The sequence below is a fragment of the Streptomyces sp. NPDC051109 genome, from assembly GCF_044455885.1.
Classification (GTDB): domain Bacteria; phylum Actinomycetota; class Actinomycetes; order Streptomycetales; family Streptomycetaceae; genus Streptomyces.
Window position 1 is genome coordinate 96,056 of sequence record NZ_JBITFF010000020.1, and the last position, 16,343, is coordinate 112,398.

Annotated in this window: 17 protein-coding genes; 11 read left to right on the plus strand and 6 right to left on the minus strand. The window is 73.2% G+C overall.

Annotated features, from left to right (window positions below; all coding sequences use genetic code 11):
* Positions 1–306 precede the first annotated feature (306 nt).
* Entirely contained in the window at positions 307–942 is a 636-nt protein-coding gene (locus tag ACIBAD_RS29550; protein ID WP_134074595.1) for a hypothetical protein, read from the minus strand.
* Between the two features lie 135 nt (positions 943–1,077).
* On the opposite strand from ACIBAD_RS29550, the gene ACIBAD_RS29555 reads away from it, so the two are divergent.
* The 3 genes from ACIBAD_RS29555 to ACIBAD_RS29565 all read left to right on the plus strand — a co-directional run bounded on the left by ACIBAD_RS29555 (position 1,078) and on the right by ACIBAD_RS29565 (position 3,329).
* Positions 1,078–2,514, plus strand: coding sequence for a peptidase C39 family protein (locus ACIBAD_RS29555; RefSeq protein ID WP_398909621.1), 1,437 nt, complete (start codon positions 1,078–1,080; stop codon positions 2,512–2,514).
* Between the two features lie 95 nt (positions 2,515–2,609).
* Positions 2,610–3,032 carry an SPW repeat protein gene (locus ACIBAD_RS29560; protein WP_134074593.1) on the plus strand — a complete coding sequence of 141 codons (423 nt, stop codon included), beginning with the start codon at positions 2,610–2,612 and terminating at the stop codon, positions 3,030–3,032.
* 144 nt (positions 3,033–3,176) lie between these two features.
* Positions 3,177–3,329 (plus strand): SCO1431 family membrane protein, encoded by a 153-nt coding sequence (locus ACIBAD_RS29565; protein WP_134074592.1) that lies wholly within the window; start codon positions 3,177–3,179, stop codon positions 3,327–3,329.
* A 77-nt stretch (positions 3,330–3,406) separates the two neighbouring features.
* Here ACIBAD_RS29565 and ACIBAD_RS29570 read toward each other — a convergent pair whose 3' ends face one another.
* On the minus strand, positions 3,407–4,381 hold the full coding sequence (locus ACIBAD_RS29570) for a DUF6114 domain-containing protein (protein ID WP_398909624.1): 975 nt from the start codon (positions 4,379–4,381) through the stop codon (positions 3,407–3,409).
* On the minus strand, positions 4,372–4,893 hold the full coding sequence (locus ACIBAD_RS29575; protein WP_398909676.1) for a DUF6230 family protein: 522 nt from the start codon (positions 4,891–4,893) through the stop codon (positions 4,372–4,374). The genes ACIBAD_RS29570 and ACIBAD_RS29575 overlap by 10 nt, the downstream gene beginning before the upstream one ends.
* 241 nt (positions 4,894–5,134) lie before the next feature.
* Here ACIBAD_RS29575 and ACIBAD_RS29580 point away from each other — a divergent pair, with 241 nt between their 5' ends.
* Both ACIBAD_RS29580 and ACIBAD_RS29585 read left to right on the plus strand, forming a co-directional pair.
* Positions 5,135–5,881 carry a TetR/AcrR family transcriptional regulator gene (locus ACIBAD_RS29580; RefSeq protein WP_134074591.1) on the plus strand — a complete coding sequence of 249 codons (747 nt, stop codon included), beginning with the start codon at positions 5,135–5,137 and terminating at the stop codon, positions 5,879–5,881.
* Between the two features lie 149 nt (positions 5,882–6,030).
* On the plus strand, positions 6,031–7,203 hold the full coding sequence (locus ACIBAD_RS29585; RefSeq protein ID WP_398909627.1) for an acyl-CoA dehydrogenase family protein: 1,173 nt from the start codon (positions 6,031–6,033) through the stop codon (positions 7,201–7,203).
* A 12-nt stretch (positions 7,204–7,215) separates the two neighbouring features.
* Here the strand turns inward: ACIBAD_RS29585 and ACIBAD_RS29590 are convergent, their stop codons facing one another.
* Entirely contained in the window at positions 7,216–8,115 is a 900-nt protein-coding gene (locus tag ACIBAD_RS29590) for a phytanoyl-CoA dioxygenase family protein (protein ID WP_398909629.1), read from the minus strand.
* A gap of 710 nt (positions 8,116–8,825) precedes the next feature.
* Between ACIBAD_RS29590 and ACIBAD_RS29595 the strand changes: the two genes are divergently transcribed.
* Positions 8,826–9,959 (plus strand): hypothetical protein, encoded by a 1,134-nt coding sequence (locus tag ACIBAD_RS29595; RefSeq protein ID WP_398909631.1) that lies wholly within the window; start codon positions 8,826–8,828, stop codon positions 9,957–9,959.
* A gap of 13 nt (positions 9,960–9,972) precedes the next feature.
* On the plus strand, positions 9,973–11,070 hold the full coding sequence (locus ACIBAD_RS29600; RefSeq protein WP_134074587.1) for a phosphotransferase family protein: 1,098 nt from the start codon (positions 9,973–9,975) through the stop codon (positions 11,068–11,070).
* A 57-nt stretch (positions 11,071–11,127) separates the two neighbouring features.
* Here the strand turns inward: ACIBAD_RS29600 and ACIBAD_RS29605 are convergent, their stop codons facing one another.
* Positions 11,128–11,571 carry a hypothetical protein gene (locus ACIBAD_RS29605; RefSeq protein ID WP_134074586.1) on the minus strand — a complete coding sequence of 148 codons (444 nt, stop codon included), beginning with the start codon at positions 11,569–11,571 and terminating at the stop codon, positions 11,128–11,130.
* 217 nt (positions 11,572–11,788) lie between these two features.
* Here ACIBAD_RS29605 and ACIBAD_RS29610 point away from each other — a divergent pair, with 217 nt between their 5' ends.
* The 4 genes from ACIBAD_RS29610 (at position 11,789) to fxsA (ending at position 15,760) form a co-directional block, all read left to right on the plus strand.
* Positions 11,789–12,229 carry an Lrp/AsnC family transcriptional regulator gene (locus tag ACIBAD_RS29610; RefSeq protein WP_166682183.1) on the plus strand — a complete coding sequence of 147 codons (441 nt, stop codon included), beginning with the start codon at positions 11,789–11,791 and terminating at the stop codon, positions 12,227–12,229.
* 66 nt (positions 12,230–12,295) lie between these two features.
* On the plus strand, positions 12,296–13,930 hold the full coding sequence (locus tag ACIBAD_RS29615) for an amidohydrolase (RefSeq protein WP_398909634.1): 1,635 nt from the start codon (positions 12,296–12,298) through the stop codon (positions 13,928–13,930).
* Between the two features lie 327 nt (positions 13,931–14,257).
* Complete coding sequence (locus ACIBAD_RS29620) at positions 14,258–15,115, plus strand: polyprenol monophosphomannose synthase (protein WP_134074584.1); 858 nt, start codon at positions 14,258–14,260, stop codon at positions 15,113–15,115.
* A gap of 60 nt (positions 15,116–15,175) precedes the next feature.
* Complete coding sequence (fxsA, locus tag ACIBAD_RS29625; protein WP_398909637.1) at positions 15,176–15,760, plus strand: FxsA family membrane protein; 585 nt, start codon at positions 15,176–15,178, stop codon at positions 15,758–15,760.
* Between the two features lie 94 nt (positions 15,761–15,854).
* Here fxsA and ACIBAD_RS29630 read toward each other — a convergent pair whose 3' ends face one another.
* Positions 15,855–16,229, minus strand: coding sequence for an RNA polymerase-binding protein RbpA (locus tag ACIBAD_RS29630; RefSeq protein WP_007262928.1), 375 nt, complete (start codon positions 16,227–16,229; stop codon positions 15,855–15,857).
* Positions 16,230–16,343 lie beyond the last annotated feature (114 nt).

The following is a 16,343-nucleotide window of genomic DNA, read 5'->3' on the forward strand; positions in this document are numbered from 1 at the left end:
CGATGAAATCAGGGATGCATCGTACCTGCGGCCAAGCACCATACGTAGGGTGCGGCGGGTACCGGTCGGCGGCGCACCAGGGGCGCACGAGGTGACTCAGGGTGAAGATTTCGGGGAGGCCGGGCCCGTGCGGCGCCGGCGGCAACCCGGCCCGGGGAAGAACGAAGCCCCCGATCACGGGGGAACAATCGGGGGCTTCGCGTCCGCTGCGGCCTGGAAAGACCGTGCATTGAGAACGTAAGGCCGGTGCGGGGCCCAGGTCAAGCAGGTCGGTGCAGGCCCGCGCCGGCGGTCTTCCCGAGCCGCTCAGGCCCGGGGGAATTCGTCACCTTCCGTAACGGAAGAGGCCCTTCCGGCGGCCACATTCGCCCCGGAAGTCCACTCGTACCCCGTACCGCTCTGGCGTACCAAAGTGTCCGCGAAGGGGCGCGAAGGATCATCCGCGAAGTGCGCGAGCTCCGCGCGCTCCCATCCGTCCCAGAAGTCGGAAAGTTCACGCCCGTCCCGATTTCGCCCGCGCCCCCAGGACTGCGCACGCGGGGTCTCCATCCACAGCAGCCGCGCCAGATACGGGCGCAGCGCCCGCCGTCCCGCCCCGACCCCCTCGATCAGCAGAAGCGGAACCGGCTCCAGCACCCGCTCGGGGCCGAACCGGCGCTCCACCCAGTCGTACGGGGCCCAGTGGGCCGGCCGGCCGGCGGCGAGCGGCTCCAGCACCTGCGCGCGCAGCCGCTCCGGCCACTCGAAGAGCTCCTCATGGGTGGCCACGTCGTCCAGGTGCAGCACCGGCGCCCCGCCCAGCGCCTCGGCGAGCAGCCCGGCGAAGGTGCTCTTCCCGGACCCGGCGTGGCCGTCGACGGCGATCAGCCGGACCGGGCCCAGAGACGGGGGCAGGGCGACGAGTTCGCGCGCGAGTGACTGAAGTGACTGCTGAGGCTCCACCCGGCCAGAGTAGGACCCTCACCCGTCCCGGTCCCGCGTCACCCCGACACGGGGCCGTGGCTTCGCCGCCCGGCGGACGGGAACTGGAAGGGTGGGGAGCCGACCCAGCCGCACCGACCCTTGGGGGCCACGCCGATGACCGCACCCACACCCCGCCGTGCCCTGCTGGCCGTCGCGCTCGCCGCGGCCGCGGCGGTCACCGTCCCGGGCGGCCGGGCCTCGGCCGCCGCCGCGACGCCCCCGGCCGGCACCGGCAGCGGGGCCGGCGGCGGGACCGGTCCGGCCGAGGCGGAAGCGGAAGCAGAAGCGGCAGCCGCGGCCGCGGCCGCCTCCAAGACCGTGGACAACCGGTTCTGGTACTCGTACGGGCACTGGCGGGCCGGCACCCACCGCGGCACCGCCGCCCTCGCCGGCACGCGCCCCGGCCTGGTGATCGACACCCCGGCCGGCCGCACCGAGTACACGGACCCGCACACCGCGGAGAAGGCCACCTGGGAGTACGCGGTGTGGACCTCCCCGGTGCACCGCTCCGACGTGCCCGGCACCGAAGCCATCGCCTCCTGGAACGCCCACACCCCGGCGGGCACCTGGATCCAGATCGAACTGCGCGCAACGTACGGCAGCGGCACGGCCACCCCCTGGTACGTGATGGGCCGCTGGGCCTCCGGCGACGGCGACATCCGCCGCACCTCCGTGGACGGCCAGACCGACGGCAGCACCACCGTGTGGACCGACACCCTGGCCGTCGACGCCCCCGCGCGGGCGAACGGCGTACGGATCGCGGACTGGCAGCTGCGCCTGACCCTGCACCGCAAGCCCGGCGCCGACCAGGGCCCGACGGTGTGGCTGGCCGGAGCCATGGTCTCCGACGTCCCGGACCGGTTCACCGTCCCCGCCTCCGCCCCCTCGGGCAAGGCCCGCGAGCTGAAGGTCCCCCGCTACTCGCAGGAGATCCACAAGGGCCACTACCCCCAGTACGACAACGGCGGCGAGGCGTGGTGCAGCCCCACCTCCACCCAGATGGTCATCGAGTACTGGGGCCGCAAGCCCGCCGCCGGGGACCTGGCCTGGGTCGACTCCCGCCACCCCGACCCGCAGGTCTGCCACGCGGCCCGGTCCACGTACGACAGCGCGTACAAGGGGTGCGGCAACTGGCCCTTCAACGCCGCGTACGCCGCCACCTACCCCGATCTCGCCGGGGTCGTCACCCGGCTCCGCTCCCTCGCCGACCTGGAGGTCCTGGTCCGGGCCGGCATGCCCGTGATCACCTCCCAGTCCTTCCGCGTGGAGGAGCTCACCGGAGCGGGCTACGGCACCGCGGGCCACCTGATGACCGTCGTCGGCTTCACCGCCGCCGGGGACGTGATCGCCAACGACCCGAACTCGCCCGATGACGACGCCGTCCGCCGGGTGTACGGGCGCCGGGAGTGGGAGAACGTCTGGTTGCGGACGAAGCGCAACAATTCCGCCGGAAAGGTTGCATCCGGCTCCGGAGGCATCTGCTACCTGTACGCACCGGCCCGTCCGAGCCGAGCCCAGATCGCGGCCCTCCGGGTGGTGGGAGTGCTGTGACCGGAGGCCGGAAATTCTCGTTGACCGCGAGCGCAGATAAGCGGAACATAAGGGCGTAAAGGGCACATAAAGTCTTCTACAGGAGGCGGCCCGCCATGACCACCCACAGCATCGAACACCACCCCGACCTCGCCGAGATGCGCTCCCGGTTCGAGCGGGTCACCAGCACCCCCGCCGCGCAGGCCGTGGAGGCACTGGCTCTCATCACGGGCCTGTACCTCGCGGCCTCGCCCTGGATCGCCGGGTTCAGCGGACTCAGCTCGCTGGCGATCAACAACCTGATCGCCGGCGTGGCGTACTGCCTGTGCATGAGCGGACTCGGCTCCGCTTACGAACGCACCCACGCGATGGCCTGGACGGCGGTCGCCATCGGAGCCTGGACGATCGTGGCTCCTTGGGTCATCGCCGGTGACGTCAGCACGACCCGCACCGTGCTCAGCAACGTCATCACCGGCGGCGTCGCGCTGCTGCTGGCCCTCGCCATGGCGGGCATGGCGGGCCGCAACCGCGCGACCTGACCCGCGTACGCACCGGGCCCCGACCGTCGGCCGGCCGGGGCCCGTGGCATGCCCGGGCCCGTGCCGCGCCGGGGCGCGTGACGCGTGCCACGCGTGACGATCGTCTCTACCGCGAAAGCCGCGAACGCTGTCACATTGGACGGTATGACCGCATACAGCGCCTCTCTCACCGCCCGCGCCCGCAACCTCGTCCGGACCGGCGGCCCCAAGGACCACTCCAAGTGGCTGGAGCACGTGCTCGGCTGGACGCTGGTGGTCGTCATCGCCATGTTCGTCACGCAGGTCGGCTGGCTCTGACCTGGGGGGCGCCTCGCCGATCACGCCGGGCTCGCGGCGGCGGGCGCTACTTCGACGACACTCCCCAGAGGCTTGCGCTAGGAGGCCTCCAGCCGCAGGCCGTGCGTGACGATCAGGTCCGCGGTGACCAGCGCCTGTTCCGCGCTGACCCGGGTCATGAAGACGAACGGCGGGACCACCGGGGGAGCGGGCAGTCCGTCCGGGCTGAACGTGACGCACAGCAGTCCTTCGATGCAGCCGCTGAACTTCGTCAGGTACAAGGTCACGTTCCCCCGCAGCTCGAGGGAGGCGGCGGCGAGCCCGTACTCCTCGCGGCCGTCGCGGGTGCGCAGCCGGTAGTCGGCCAGTGAGGCCGCAGCCATCTTGAGCACCAGCACCCTCAGCGGCCCGTCGGCCGTCGCGACCTCGGTGACGCCCGCGAAGGCGAAGCCCTGCGGGGCGAAGAGCGAAGTGGTGACCGCCGGGGGAGTCCGGGGGGCCGTCGGCGGCCCGTGGGGCCGGGTCGCCGCCCTGGCTGGCGGGGCCCCCGTCGCCAGCGCGGCCGCCAGCAGCAACGGCAGCACGGCGGCGAACGCACCCGGACCGGTCCGGCCCGGCCCGCGTGCGTACGACGGGTCTTCGTCCGCCGCTTCGTCCGGGAGCCACGTCCATCCGAAGGCCAGCGCGCTCCCGGCGATCCCGAGCAGCGTGCCGACCAGGAACCCGCCCAGGTTGGTCGCCGGGAACGACAGCACCGACAGCAGCAGGGCGTGGACCGAGACGTACGCCCGGGCCTGTGGCAGGAACCAGAGGAACAGGCCCGCCACGACGAGTGCGGCGCCGATCCCGATCGCCGCGATCCCGCCCGCGCCGAGGCTCACCAGCACGGTCAGTGGGGAGAGCGGGACTAGCAGCAGCTCGGCCCCGCCCAGGACGACCAGCAGCCCGCCCCAGAACGGCCGGGCCCGGCGCCAGGCGCGCAGCCGCTGTCGCTGCCGCGGTAGCGGGAGTCGGAGCCGGAGTCGGAGCCGGGGTGGGAGTGGGGGCGGTGGCCGGAGGCGGCTCAGAAGCACTTCTCGCCGTCCAGGCCGACGCTCACCCCCATGCCCCTGAGGCGGAAGTTCCCGCCGGTCGCGGACCACGCGTGCGATTTCAGCCCGACGGCCTCGATGTCCCCGGCCCGGAGGCCGAACTTCCCCGGCTCCCCCTCGACCCCCTCCACCTGGTCGAGGGTCGAGGCGTCCCGGCCGATCTGCGCCGTGCCGAACGTCGCGTCGCCGTCGAGGTCCTCGCCGTCGATGACGAGGTTGCTCGCGGTGACCTCCCCGGCCGGACCGCCCGCGGTCAGCTTGAAGACGACCTTGCCCAGCGGGGTGCCCACCTCGGCGGCCTGGCAGATGTCGGTGAGCGCGGCCTCGCCGATGCCGAGCAGCGCGACCGGATGCCCCTTGCCGTCGACGGATCGGTCCGTCTGCACGTACGAGGCCAGGCCCTTGCTGCTCAGCTTGGAGGAAGAGACCTGGAAGGCGGTCCCCGAGACGGCGAACGACGCGGCGAGCGCGCCCTGTGCCATGACCACGGCCATCGCCCCGACCGCGAGGACCGCGGGCACCGCGACCGCGGCCGACTTCCGCCGGCGGACCCGGCCTTCGCGCCTGCGGGGCGCTTCCGCGCGGCCCTCCGGGTCGCGGTCCGCGCCGCTGTCGACGCCTCTGTCCGTACTCATGGAAGTGCCTCCCGTACGTCGTCCGGTGCGCAGGGGAAGTGCATGAGGCAGGTCTGCCATACTGCGGGCATCCTGTGGCAGTTCGAGGCTAGGGCCGAATTTGAATAATAGTCAACAGCGGGGTACGAGCGAGCGTTCGCAGGTTCGCAGGGCCGAACTCATAGCCACCGGGCGCAAGTTGTTCGCCGATACCTCGTACGACGCGCTCTCCATGGACGACATCGCCAAACAGGCGGGCGTCGCCAAGGGGCTGATCTACTACTACTTCAAGAGCAAGCGCGGCTACTACCTCGCCATCGTCGAGGACTCGGTGGCCGAGCTCGTCGCCCGCGCCGCCGGGGAGCCGGACCTGCCCAAGGTCGAGCGGGTGCGCCGCACCATCGACGGCTACCTCCACTACGCCGAGCACCACCAAGCCGCCTACCGCACGATCGTCACGGGCGGAGTGGGCTCCGACGCCGAGGTGCTCGCGATCCGCGACGCGGTGCGCGAGGAGCTGGTGGCCACCATCGCCGAAGGCGCGTACGGGCGCCGCGCCGTCCCGCCGCTCGCCCGGCTCGCGCTCGTCGGCTGGCTGTCCGGGGTGGAGGGGGCCACGCTGGAGTGGATCGGGGCCCTGGCGGCAGAAACCGACACCGAGGCGGCGTGCGCCGCGATGGACGGCGACCACCCGGAATCCGCCGCACGGCAGCCCGACCGGGACCGCCTCGGCGCCCTCCTCGTCCGCCAGCTGCGCGCGACGCTGACGGTGATCGGGGAGTTCGTCCCGGAGTGTCCGCCGCCGCCCCTGCCCGAAGACGCGTTCGAGTCGGTCGGTGATCTTGCCCCAGTGACGGGAAGTCCCTGATCGGGCATACTCAAGCCGCCCGCAGCCACTGATCTGCCGCTTCCGTGATCCGGGAGGGCAGTATCGGCTGTGAGAAGCACCGAGACCCGGCGGCCCGTCCCACACCTCACGTGCCGCCGCCGTGCCCGACGAGGGAGGAGAGCGCCGCCATGACAGACCGCGCCCCGCAGCCGGTGGACCGTCAGCTGCCCACCGAGGAGTCCCGGGATCTTCTCGCGCTCGTGCGAGAGATCGCCCAGCGGGAGATCCGCCCCGTGGCCGCCGACGAGGAGGACGCCGGGAGGTTCCCGCGCGCGATCTTCACCCTCTTGTCCGAGGCCGGCCTGCTCGGTCTCCCGTACGCCGGTGAGTACGGCGGCGGCGAGCAGCCGTACGAGGTCTACCTCCAGGTCCTTGAGGAGCTCGCCGCGGCCCGCCTGACGGTCGGGCTCGGCGTCAGCGTGCACTCCCTGTCCTGCCACGGCCTGGCCGGATACGGCAGCGAGGAGCAGCAGAAGGCCCACCTGCCCGCCATGCTCGGCGGCGGCCTGCTCGGCGCGTACTGCCTCTCCGAGCCCGCCTCCGGATCCGACGCCGCCTCGCTGACCACCAAGGCCGTACGCGACGGCGACGACTGGGTCATCACCGGCACCAAGGCGTGGATCACCCACGGCGGCGTCGCCGACTTCTACACCGTCCTCGCGCGCACCGGCGGCGAGGGCCCCAAGGGCATCACCGCCTTCCTGGTGCCCGGTGACGCGGAGGGCCTGACGGCCGCCGTCCCCGAGAAGAAGATGGGCATGAAGGGCTCGCCCACCGCCCAGCTGCACTTCGACGGGGTCCGCGTCCCGGACACCCGCCGCATCGGCGAGGAGGGCCAGGGCTTCACCATCGCGCTGGCCGCCCTGGACGCGGGCCGTCTGGGCATCGCCGCCTGCGCCGTCGGCGTCGCGCAGGCCGCCCTGGACGAGGCCCTCGCGTACGCCCTGGACCGCAAGCAGTTCGGGCATCCCATCGCGGACTTCCAGGGCCTGCGCTTCATGCTCGCCGACATGGCGACCAAGATCGAGGCCGGCCGGGCGCTGTACCTGGCGGCGGCGCGGCTGCGCGACGCGGGCAAGCCGTTCTCCCGCCAGGCGGCGATGGCGAAGCTGTTCTGCACGGACGCGGCCATGGCCGTCACCACGGACGCGGTCCAGGTCCTCGGCGGCTACGGCTACACCGCGGACTTCCCGGTGGAGCGCCTGATGCGCGAGGCGAAGGTCCTCCAGATCGTCGAGGGCACCAACCAGATCCAGCGCATGGTCATCGCCCGCCACCTGGCCGGCCCCGAGTCCCGCTGACGGCCGGCCTGCTCATCGGGGTGCGCCCGGCCCCGGTCGGCGCCGGACCGGGCGAACGCTCGGAGCGCCCCGGCCGGGCCGGCGGCCGGAATCCGTCTGGTCCAGGTCGAACCCGACGGCCAGGGGCTTCGCGTCGTGGTTGACGAAGAGGTCCCGGCGCGCGGCGGGGTGGTCGGCCGGCGGGGCGTTGGACACCGCGTTGTAGCTGATCAGGGCGAGGGTACGGGCGCGCGTGGAGCGGTTCGGGCCCGAGCTGTGCACCAGGTTGCCGTGGAAGAGGACCGCCGTGCCGGCCGGGCCGGTGGCCTCGTGCACCCCCCGGGTACGGGCGAGCTCCTCGGTCGAGGGGTCCGGTAGGGCGTAGGCGTTCCGGCTCGACGTGATCCAGGCCCAGTCGCCCTCCCCGCCTTCCGCGGGCCCGCCGTTCGCGGCGGGCGCGGCATCCGCCGGCCGTTCGGTGTGCGTGCCCGGGACCAGGCGCAGCGGCCCGTTCTCCTCGGTGACCTCGTCGAGGAACACGGCTGCGGTGAGGGCCGCCGGGCGCCGCATCCCGTCGGCGGCCCGCCAGAAGTCGAAGTCCCTGTGCCACTGCCAGCGGTCGCCGTGCCGGGCCGCCTTCGGATTGACCTTCCACTGGTACACGTACATGTCCTCGCCGAGGAGCAGCCGGGCCAGCGCGGTCAGCGGCGACGCCTCGGCCAGTGCCTGCCAGGGACCGCCCCTGCGGTGGAGTCCGTAGACGGCGCGCACGGTCGTGCCGTCCTCCTCGAAGAACCGCTGCGGTCCCTCCTCGGCGAGTACGGCGGGCAGTTCCTCGGTCAGGGGACCCCATATCTCGTGCGGGGTCATCGGGGGTACGACGACGAAGCCGTCGCGCCGGTATTCGGCCAAGAGCCGCTTCGGGTCGGTCATGGGCCCAGGGTGCAGCCCGGCCTCCGCCCCGGCGAGGCGGCACGGGGAGCGCACAGGGAGTGCGCCGGGTCATCCCCCGCCCGCTCCCTACCGGCCGCCGCCGTAGAGCGGGCCGGAGGGCCAGATCGGGGAGGTGGCGACCCGGGACCACTCCGGATCGCGGAGGCCCGGCAGGGTACGCCCGTCGGCGGCCCAGCGGGCGAGCAGCGCATGGTAGATCGGCGGGTCCGGCTGCCGCTGCTGAACCGATTCTTCATGCCGGGGAACCGATTCTTCGCAGCCGGGCGGCGCCGTTTGGTGCCGCCGCCGTCCCGTTCTTGCCCCGGGGCTTTCGAGCGTGGTCATACCGGGCCAACGCGCCACCCGACGCACGGGTAACCGCCCCCGCCCTCCGGGTATCCGTTCGAGACGTCCCCGACCGGCCCCTCCCCGCCCGTCCTCCCCGTCGTCCCCGCCGGGCCCTCGTCGTGCCCGCCCCGCCCCGTCCTCCCCGTCGTCCCCGCCGGGCCCTCGTCGTGCCCGCCCCGCCCCGTCGTCCCCGTCCTCCCCGCCCGGCCCCCGTCGTCCCCGACCGCGTCCTGCGGTCCCCCGGGTCCCTTCCCGATGGCCAGACGTGCCGGGGTGTCAGGGAGTGACAGAACTCTGGCCCGGGACCCGGTATCTGACGTACCGTCATATCCGCCCGAGCCCGCTGCCACAGGAGGTTTGCCATGCCCGCGGACCGACCCGTACCGCTCGACGAATACCCCTTCCACCAGGCCCCGTTGTCGATGAAGCACCTCGTCACCGGCGACCGGAACGCCTACGACCGCTGCATCTTCCACGTCTTCGACCACGCCGGCCGCGCCGTCCTCATCCTCGGCCTCGGCGTCTACCCCAACGCCGGGGTCATCGACGCCTACGCCACCTTCCGCACCGGCGACGAACTCCTCGCCGTCCGCGCCTCCGACGCCCTCACCGACGACCGCATGAACCTTTCCGTCGGCCCGCTGCGGATCACCGTCGACGAACCCCTGAAGCGGATCACCCTCCGGTGCGAGGCCGATCCCGCCGACCCCGACGGGCTCTCCTGCGACATCACCTGGACCGCCGAGTTCCCCGCCGTCTGGGAGCCCCACCACGTCCAGCGGCGCGGCGACCGCCTCATGCTCGAAGGCCGCCGCTTCGTCCAGGCCGGCCACGTCACCGGCACCATCCGCGCCAAGGGCCGGGAGTACGCCCTCACCCCCGGCGAGTGGACCGGAACCCGCGACCGCAGCTGGGGCGTGCGCCCGATCCCCGGCGAGGACGGCGGCCGCGCCGCAGAGGAGCACCGCCCCGAGGGCTTCCACTGGCTCTGGATCCCCGTCCGCTTCGAGGACCGCTTCCTCATGGTCGTCGTCCAGGAGGACGCCGACGGCCACCGCACCCTCAACGAGGCCGTCCAGGTCTTCCCCGAGGACAGCGGCCGCCACGACGTACAACTCGGCTGGCCCCAGACCGAGATCCGCTACCGCCCCGGCACCCGACACCCCGAGAGCGCCGTCGTCCACCTCACCGACCCGGCCCGCAATCCCCTCGAACTCGGCGTCGAGATCCTGAACTCCTCACCGCTCGCCGTCGGCGCCGGCTACCCGCCCGCCGCCGACTGGCAGCACGGCACCTGGCAGGGCCGCGGCTGGACCGACCGCCGCGTCTACGACCTCTCCGACCCCGCCGCCCACCCCATGGCCGCCTTCGGCGTCACCGACCACTCCGCACGCTTCACCCTCGACGGGCGCACCGGCTTCGGGATCTTCGAGCACGGCAGCTTCGGCCGCCACGACCCGAGCGGCTTCGCCGACCACTCCTCCGTCGCCCAGTAGGGAAGGGGCTCACATGGCCACCGCACCACGTCCGCGCACCTCCACCCGGGAGCCCGGGGAACTCGGCCGCCGCCTCGCGGCCTGGCTGGACGGCAGGCTCCCCGGCGCCAAGGTCACCAACGTCGCGGTCCCCGCGTCCAACGGCATGTCCAGCGAGACCCTGCTCTTCGACATAGAGCACCCCGACACCCCGGTCCGCGGCTGCGCGCTGCGGCTCGCCGCCGACCCGGCCGCCTACACCGTGTTCCCCACGTACGACATGCCCCGCCAGCACCGCGTGATGAGCCTGGTCGCCGCCCACACCGACCTGCCCGTCCCGCGCGTACTGTGGCTGGAACAGGACCCCGAGCCGCTCGGAGCGCCCTTCTTCGTCATGGCCCGCGCCGAGGGCCGGGTCCCGCCCGACGTCATGCCCTACACGTACGAGGGCAACTGGCTGCACGCCGCCACCGGCTCCGAACGCGCCGCCCTCCAGGAGGCGAGCGTCTCGCTGCTGGCCCGGCTGCACGACCAGTTCCCCGCCAAGGAGGCCGAGTTCCTCCTCCCCGAGGGCGCCGGCAGCCCGCTGCGCCGCCACGTCGACGCCCAACGCGCCTACTACGCCTGGGTGGTCGACGGACTCGCGCCGTCCCCGCTGCTGGAACGGGCCTTCGAACGGCTGGAGGAGCTGTGGCCCGAGGACGAGGGCCCCGCCGTCCTCAACTGGGGCGACGCCCGCATCGGCAACGTCGTCTACCGGGCCGACGGGTTCGAGCCCGTGGCCGTCCTGGACTGGGAGATGGCCGCGTACGCCCCGCGCGAGGTCGACCTCGGCTGGACCGTGTACCTCCACCGCTTCTTCCAGGACCTCACCGTCAGCTTCGGACAGCCCGGCCTGCCGGACTTCCTGCGCCGCGACGACATCGAGCGCCGGTACGCCGAACTCACCGGCCACACACCGCGGGACATGGAGTTCCACACCCTGTACGCGGCCCTGCGGCACGGGATCGTGATGCTGCGCATCGCCTACCGTCAGGCGCACTTCGGGGAGGTCGAGGTCCCCGCGGATCCGGACGGCCTGATCCTGCACCACGCCACCCTCCGGGCCATGGTGCGGGGCACGTACTGGTAGATCCGGCGGGATCCGCCGGATCCGGCCGGGACCGGGCGCACGCGGCCGGGAAGGCCGTCAGGCGGCCTGCGCGTGCTGCCGCATCTGCGGCAGCAGCGTCGGCGCCGGCATCCGCACGGGACGCGAACCGGGACCGCCGACGTGCGAGAACGGCTGCGTCCGCCAGTCCAGCCCCTGCGGCAGGTCCAGCAGCACGACCTCCAGCTCCTGGGGCTCGCCCTGGCCCGTGCCCACCGTCGGCAGCGCGTCGGAGGCCGGGCGGCCCGTGCCCGCGCACACCGTGAGCCCGAACGGGTTCCACGGGGTCAGGCAGAGCGCGTGCTCCGGCAGGTACTCCTCATCCGCGACGAGTGCGATCGACTGGCCGCAGTCGGGGCAGATCGCGTGGTGGATCTCGAAGCCGTCGAACCCGTCGGCGTCTTCGAGGTACTCACCGTCCTCGGCGTCGACGAATTCCAGGGGCTCCGGTTCGGTGCGACCGGCGCGCTTGGTGTTCAGCATGGATGTACTCCCCCTTGGGTGGGCCGGGCGGGCAGGTTCTACGGCCTCGGCCACAGCAAGCACTTCCCGCCGCGCGGCACGAGTAACCACAACATCCCGGCGTACGCCTGCATACCCTTGTGGCCTTGGTCACATGCCCGCCGCAGGTGCCACTTGTGGCTGGACAGCACTGGGCCTGGAGCGCCCTTGGGCCTTAGGTTGAGCGGCTATGAGCGCAATGGAGGAGCTGGACCGCCAGATCGTTGATCTGCTCGTGCGGGACGGGCGGATGAGCTACACGGATCTGGGCAAGGCCACGGGACTGTCCACGTCGGCGGTCCACCAGCGGGTACGCCGTCTGGAACAGCGCGGAGTGATCCGCGGATACGCAGCCGTCGTCGACCCCGAAGCCGTCGGCCTGCCCCTGACGGCCTTCATCTCGGTGAAGCCCTTCGACCCGAGCGCGCCGGACGACATCGCCGACCGGCTGGCCGGAGTACCGGAGATCGAGGCCTGTCACAGCGTCGCCGGCGACGAGAACTACATCCTGAAGGTCCGGGTCGCGACCCCGCTGGAGCTGGAGGACCTCCTGAGCCGCCTGCGCGCCCTGGCCCACGTCGCGACCCGCACCACCGTGGTCCTCTCCACCCCGTACGAGGCCCGCCCGCCCCGGGTGTGACGCCTTTTCCGCCGCGCCCGCGGGGGCGCGGTCGAGGCGGGGCCGCGGACCCGCGAAACTAGGGCCATGACCGACCGCACCGCCAGTTCCGCCGACGCCGCCGGAGCCCCCGCATCCGAACGGACCGTCCTCCTCCGCGGGGGCGAGGTACACAGCCCCGCCGACCCCTTCGCCACCGCGATGGTCGTCGAGCGGGGACACATCGCCTGGGTGGGCTCCGAAGGCGCCGCCGACGCCTTCGCGCAAGGGGTCGACGAGGTCGTCGACCTGGGCGGGGCGCTCGTCACACCCGCCTTCACCGACGCGCACGTCCACACCACCTCCGCCGGCCTCGCCCTCACCGGGCTGGACCTCACCGGCGCCGCCTCCCTCGCCGACGCCCTGCGCCTCGTCCGCGCGTACGCCGAGCGCCGCCCGGCCGACCGGGTGCTCCTCGGCCACGGCTGGGACGCCGCCCGGTGGCCCGAGCGCCGTGCCCCCCGCCGCGCCGAGCTCGACGAGGCCGCCGGCGGACGCCCGCTCTACCTCAGCCGCATCGACGTGCACTCCGCCGTCGTGACCACCGCACTGCTGGACCTCGTACCGGCCGTCTCCGTCCGCGGTGACGAGCCGCTGACCCGGGACGACCACCACGCCGTCCGCAGGGCCGCGCTCGCCGCCGTCACCCCCGCCCAGCGCGCCGAGGCCCAGCGGGCCGCCCTCGACCGGGCCGCCTCCCTCGGCATCGGCTCCGTCCACGAGTGCGGCGGCCCCGACATCTCCTCCGCCGAGGACTTCGCGGGCCTCCTGGGCCTCGCCCGCGAGCGCCCCGGACCCCGCGTCTTCGGCTACTGGGCGGACCGGGACCTCGAACAGGCCAAGGCGCTCGGCGCCATCGGCGCAGCCGGCGACCTCTTCGTGGACGGCGCCCTCGGCTCCCACACCGCCTGCCTGCATGCCCCGTACGCCGACGCCGGCCACACCGGAACCGGCTACCTCGACGCCGCCGACGTCGCCGAACACGTCGCCGCGTGCACCGAGGCGGGCCTCCAGGCCGGCTTCCACGCCATCGGCGACGCCGCCCTCACCGCCGTCGTGGAGGGCATGCGCGCCGCCGCCGAGAAGGTCGGCCTCGGCCGCGTCCGCGCCGCGCGGCACCGCGTCGAGCACGCCGAGATGATGACCCCCGAGACCATCGCGGCCTTCGCGGACCTCGGCCTCACCGCCTCCGTACAGCCCGCCTTCGACGCGGCCTGGGGCGGCGAGGACGGCATGTACGCCGACCGGCTGGGCGCGGAGCGCGCCCGTACGCTCAACCCCTTCGCCGCCCTGCTCAAGGCCGGTGTGCCGCTCGCCTTCGGCTCCGACGCCCCCGTGACCCCGTTCGACCCGTGGGGAACCGTCCGGGCGGCCGCCTTCCACCGCACGCCCGAGCACCGGATCTCCGTACGGGCCGCCTTCACCGCCCACACCCGGGGCGGCTGGCGGGCCCTCGGCCGCGACGGAGCCGGTGTGCTCGTGCCCGGCGCCCCGGCCGACTACGCGCTGTGGGAGACCGCCGAACTGGTGGTCCAGGCACCCGACGACCGGGTCGCCCGCTGGTCCACGGACCCCCGTTCGGGGACTCCCGGTCTGCCCGACCTCACCCCCGGCGGCGATCTGCCGGTGTGCCTCGCCACCGTCGTCGGCGGCCGGGAGGTATTCGTACGGCCACAGGGGTGATCCGGTCGGCCTCGGTTCGGTACGGGTGCTCGGACCCGGATAGGTTCGGCCGGGTCCACCACCGGACGTCCGTACCGGGCGGCTCCGTCTGCTCAGCGCGCCCGCGCCTCGGGGGCGAGGGAAGGTTTCGCCGGGACGGTGGTCCCCCCTGCTCCGCAGGAGCTCGGGGGAGGGTGGCCCCGGTCGGGGCCCGCGGTCCAGTAGACAACGGTCACGGCGACCCGCAGCCAGCGGGAGCCGGGACCGGCCCGAAGGACCGCGGGACCCGGCCACTGTTCTAAAGTCATCCTCTGTGACAGGACGGACCAGAACACGAAGGCGGACCCAGTGAGCGACGGCGGACAGCGAGGGCACGGACCGCTCGGCACGGCCTTGGTGATCATTCCGACCTTCAACGAGGCGGAGAACATCGGGCCCATCGTCGGCCGCGTGCGCGCAGCGGTGCCCGAGGCGCACATCCTGGTCGCGGACGACAACAGCCCCGACGGCACGGGCAAGCTCGCCGACGAGCTGGCGGCCGCCGACCACCACGTGCACGTCCTGCACCGCAAGGGCAAGGAAGGCCTCGGCGCCGCCTACCTGGCGGGCTTCGCCTGGGGCCTGGAGCGCGACTACGGCGTGCTCGTCGAGATGGACGCCGACGGCTCCCACCAGCCGGAGGAGCTGCCGCGGCTGCTCACCGCGCTGGCCGGGGCCGACCTGGTCCTGGGTTCGCGCTGGGTGCCGGGCGGCCGGGTGGTCAACTGGCCCAAGAGCCGCGAGTTCCTCTCGCGCGGCGGCTCGGTGTACTCCCGGCTGATGCTGGACGTCCCGATCCGCGACGTGACGGGCGGCTACCGCGCCTTCCGCCGCGAGACCCTGGAGGGGCTGGGCCTGGACGAGGTGGCCTCCGCGGGCTACTGCTTCCAGGTGGACCTGGCCCGCCGGGCCGTGCACCAGGGCTTCCGCGTCGTCGAGGTGCCCATCACCTTCGTCGAGCGTGAGTTCGGCGACAGCAAGATGAGCAAGGACATCGTGGTGGAGGCCCTCTGGCGGGTCACCCAGTGGGGGCTCAAGGGCCACGCCGCGAAGCTGACCGGCCAGGACAAGCCGAAGGGCGGGGCCCCGGGAGCGCCCCAGGGCCCGGACAAGGGCGCGGCCCAGGGCCCGGACAAGGGCGCGGCCCAGGGGCCGGACGCCCCTTAGGGGATGTCCGGTACCTCCGGCTGAGGCCGCTTTTACGCCGCCCCAGGCACACTGGGTGGTATGACGACCGGTGTTCCCCTCTCGACGGCCCCGCGGCGGCGCTCGCGTGCCCGCACCTTCCTTCCGCTGGCGGTCGCCGCCTGGCTGATCCTGGAGATCTGGCTGCTGAGCCTGGTCGCCGGCGCGGTCGGCGGGCCGGCCGTCGCCGCGCTGCTCGCGGGCGGGATCGTGCTCGGCGCCGTGGTCATCAAGCGGGCCGGGCGGCGGGCCTTCAAGAACCTGGCGAACACCTTCCAGCAGGCCCAGCAGGGGCAGCAGCCCGCCCCGCAGCAGCCGGGCGGAGGCAACGGCCTCACCATGCTGGCGGGACTGCTCCTGATGCTGCCGGGCCTGCTCTCCGACGTGGTCGGCCTGCTCCTCCTGGTCCCGCCCGTCCGGGCGTGGACCGGCCGCCGGCTGTCCGGCTCCCTGGAACGCAAGATGGCCGCGGCTCCGGCCGGCAGCTTCGGGGACGCCTTCCAGCAGGCCCGGATCCACCAGCCCGACGGAAAGATCGTCCAGGGCGAGGTCATCCGCGAGGACGGGCAGCAGCCGCCGCGGCAGCCGGGGCCGGACGCCGGCTACCGGCCGCCGCTGGCGCCCTGAGCGGGCAGGCACGGACAAAAGAACGAAAGCCGAGGGCCCCCGCCACAGTTCGTGGCGGGGGCCCTCGGCTCTCGTTCTGCTACACGTCCGGGTGTCAGGCGGACTTGCGGCTGTCCCGCGGATGCACGGCAATGTTCATGGCGCCGGAACGCAGGACCGCCAGCCTCTCGGCCAGCACTTCCTCCAGTTCCTCGCGGGTGCGCCGCTCCATGAGCATGTCCCAGTGCGTTCGCGCAGGCTTGCCCTTCTTCTCTTCGGGCCCGTCCCCGTCAACCAGGAGTGCCATGGCGCCGCACGCCTTGCACTCCCACTCCGGCGGAATCTCTGCCTCAACCGAGAACGGCATCTCAAATCGATGTCCGTTCTGGCATGCGTACTCCACCGCCTGGCGCGGGGCCAGATCGATGCCGCGGTCCGTCTCGTAGCTGGTAACCACGAGCCGCGTACCGCGGAGAGCTCGCTCACTCATGAATCGTGCCTCCCGGGCTTGTCGCCCACAGGACAGGTGTCGCTGTCGTCGTCATCCGGTCAACGTCCGGTCGGCGGTATAGATTCCCGCTCCGGGTGATGCGTCGCCCGTCGT

Coding starts and splice junctions, on each gene's coding strand:
- ACIBAD_RS29555 (WP_398909621.1), top strand. CDS start 1,078: ATGACCGCACCCACACCCCGCCGTGCCCTGCTGGCCGTCGCGCTCGCC.
- ACIBAD_RS29560 (WP_134074593.1), top strand. CDS start 2,610: ATGACCACCCACAGCATCGAACACCACCCCGACCTCGCCGAGATGCGC.
- ACIBAD_RS29565 (WP_134074592.1), top strand. CDS start 3,177: ATGACCGCATACAGCGCCTCTCTCACCGCCCGCGCCCGCAACCTCGTC.
- ACIBAD_RS29575 (WP_398909676.1), bottom strand. CDS start 4,893: ATGGCCGTGGTCATGGCACAGGGCGCGCTCGCCGCGTCGTTCGCCGTC.
- ACIBAD_RS29585 (WP_398909627.1), top strand. CDS start 6,031: ATGACAGACCGCGCCCCGCAGCCGGTGGACCGTCAGCTGCCCACCGAG.
- ACIBAD_RS29590 (WP_398909629.1), bottom strand. CDS start 8,115: ATGACCGACCCGAAGCGGCTCTTGGCCGAATACCGGCGCGACGGCTTC.
- ACIBAD_RS29595 (WP_398909631.1), top strand. CDS start 8,826: ATGCCCGCGGACCGACCCGTACCGCTCGACGAATACCCCTTCCACCAG.
- ACIBAD_RS29600 (WP_134074587.1), top strand. CDS start 9,973: ATGGCCACCGCACCACGTCCGCGCACCTCCACCCGGGAGCCCGGGGAA.
- ACIBAD_RS29605 (WP_134074586.1), bottom strand. CDS start 11,571: ATGCTGAACACCAAGCGCGCCGGTCGCACCGAACCGGAGCCCCTGGAA.
- ACIBAD_RS29610 (WP_166682183.1), top strand. CDS start 11,789: ATGGAGGAGCTGGACCGCCAGATCGTTGATCTGCTCGTGCGGGACGGG.
- ACIBAD_RS29615 (WP_398909634.1), top strand. CDS start 12,296: ATGACCGACCGCACCGCCAGTTCCGCCGACGCCGCCGGAGCCCCCGCA.
- fxsA (WP_398909637.1), top strand. CDS start 15,176: ATGACGACCGGTGTTCCCCTCTCGACGGCCCCGCGGCGGCGCTCGCGT.
- ACIBAD_RS29630 (WP_007262928.1), bottom strand. CDS start 16,229: ATGAGTGAGCGAGCTCTCCGCGGTACGCGGCTCGTGGTTACCAGCTAC.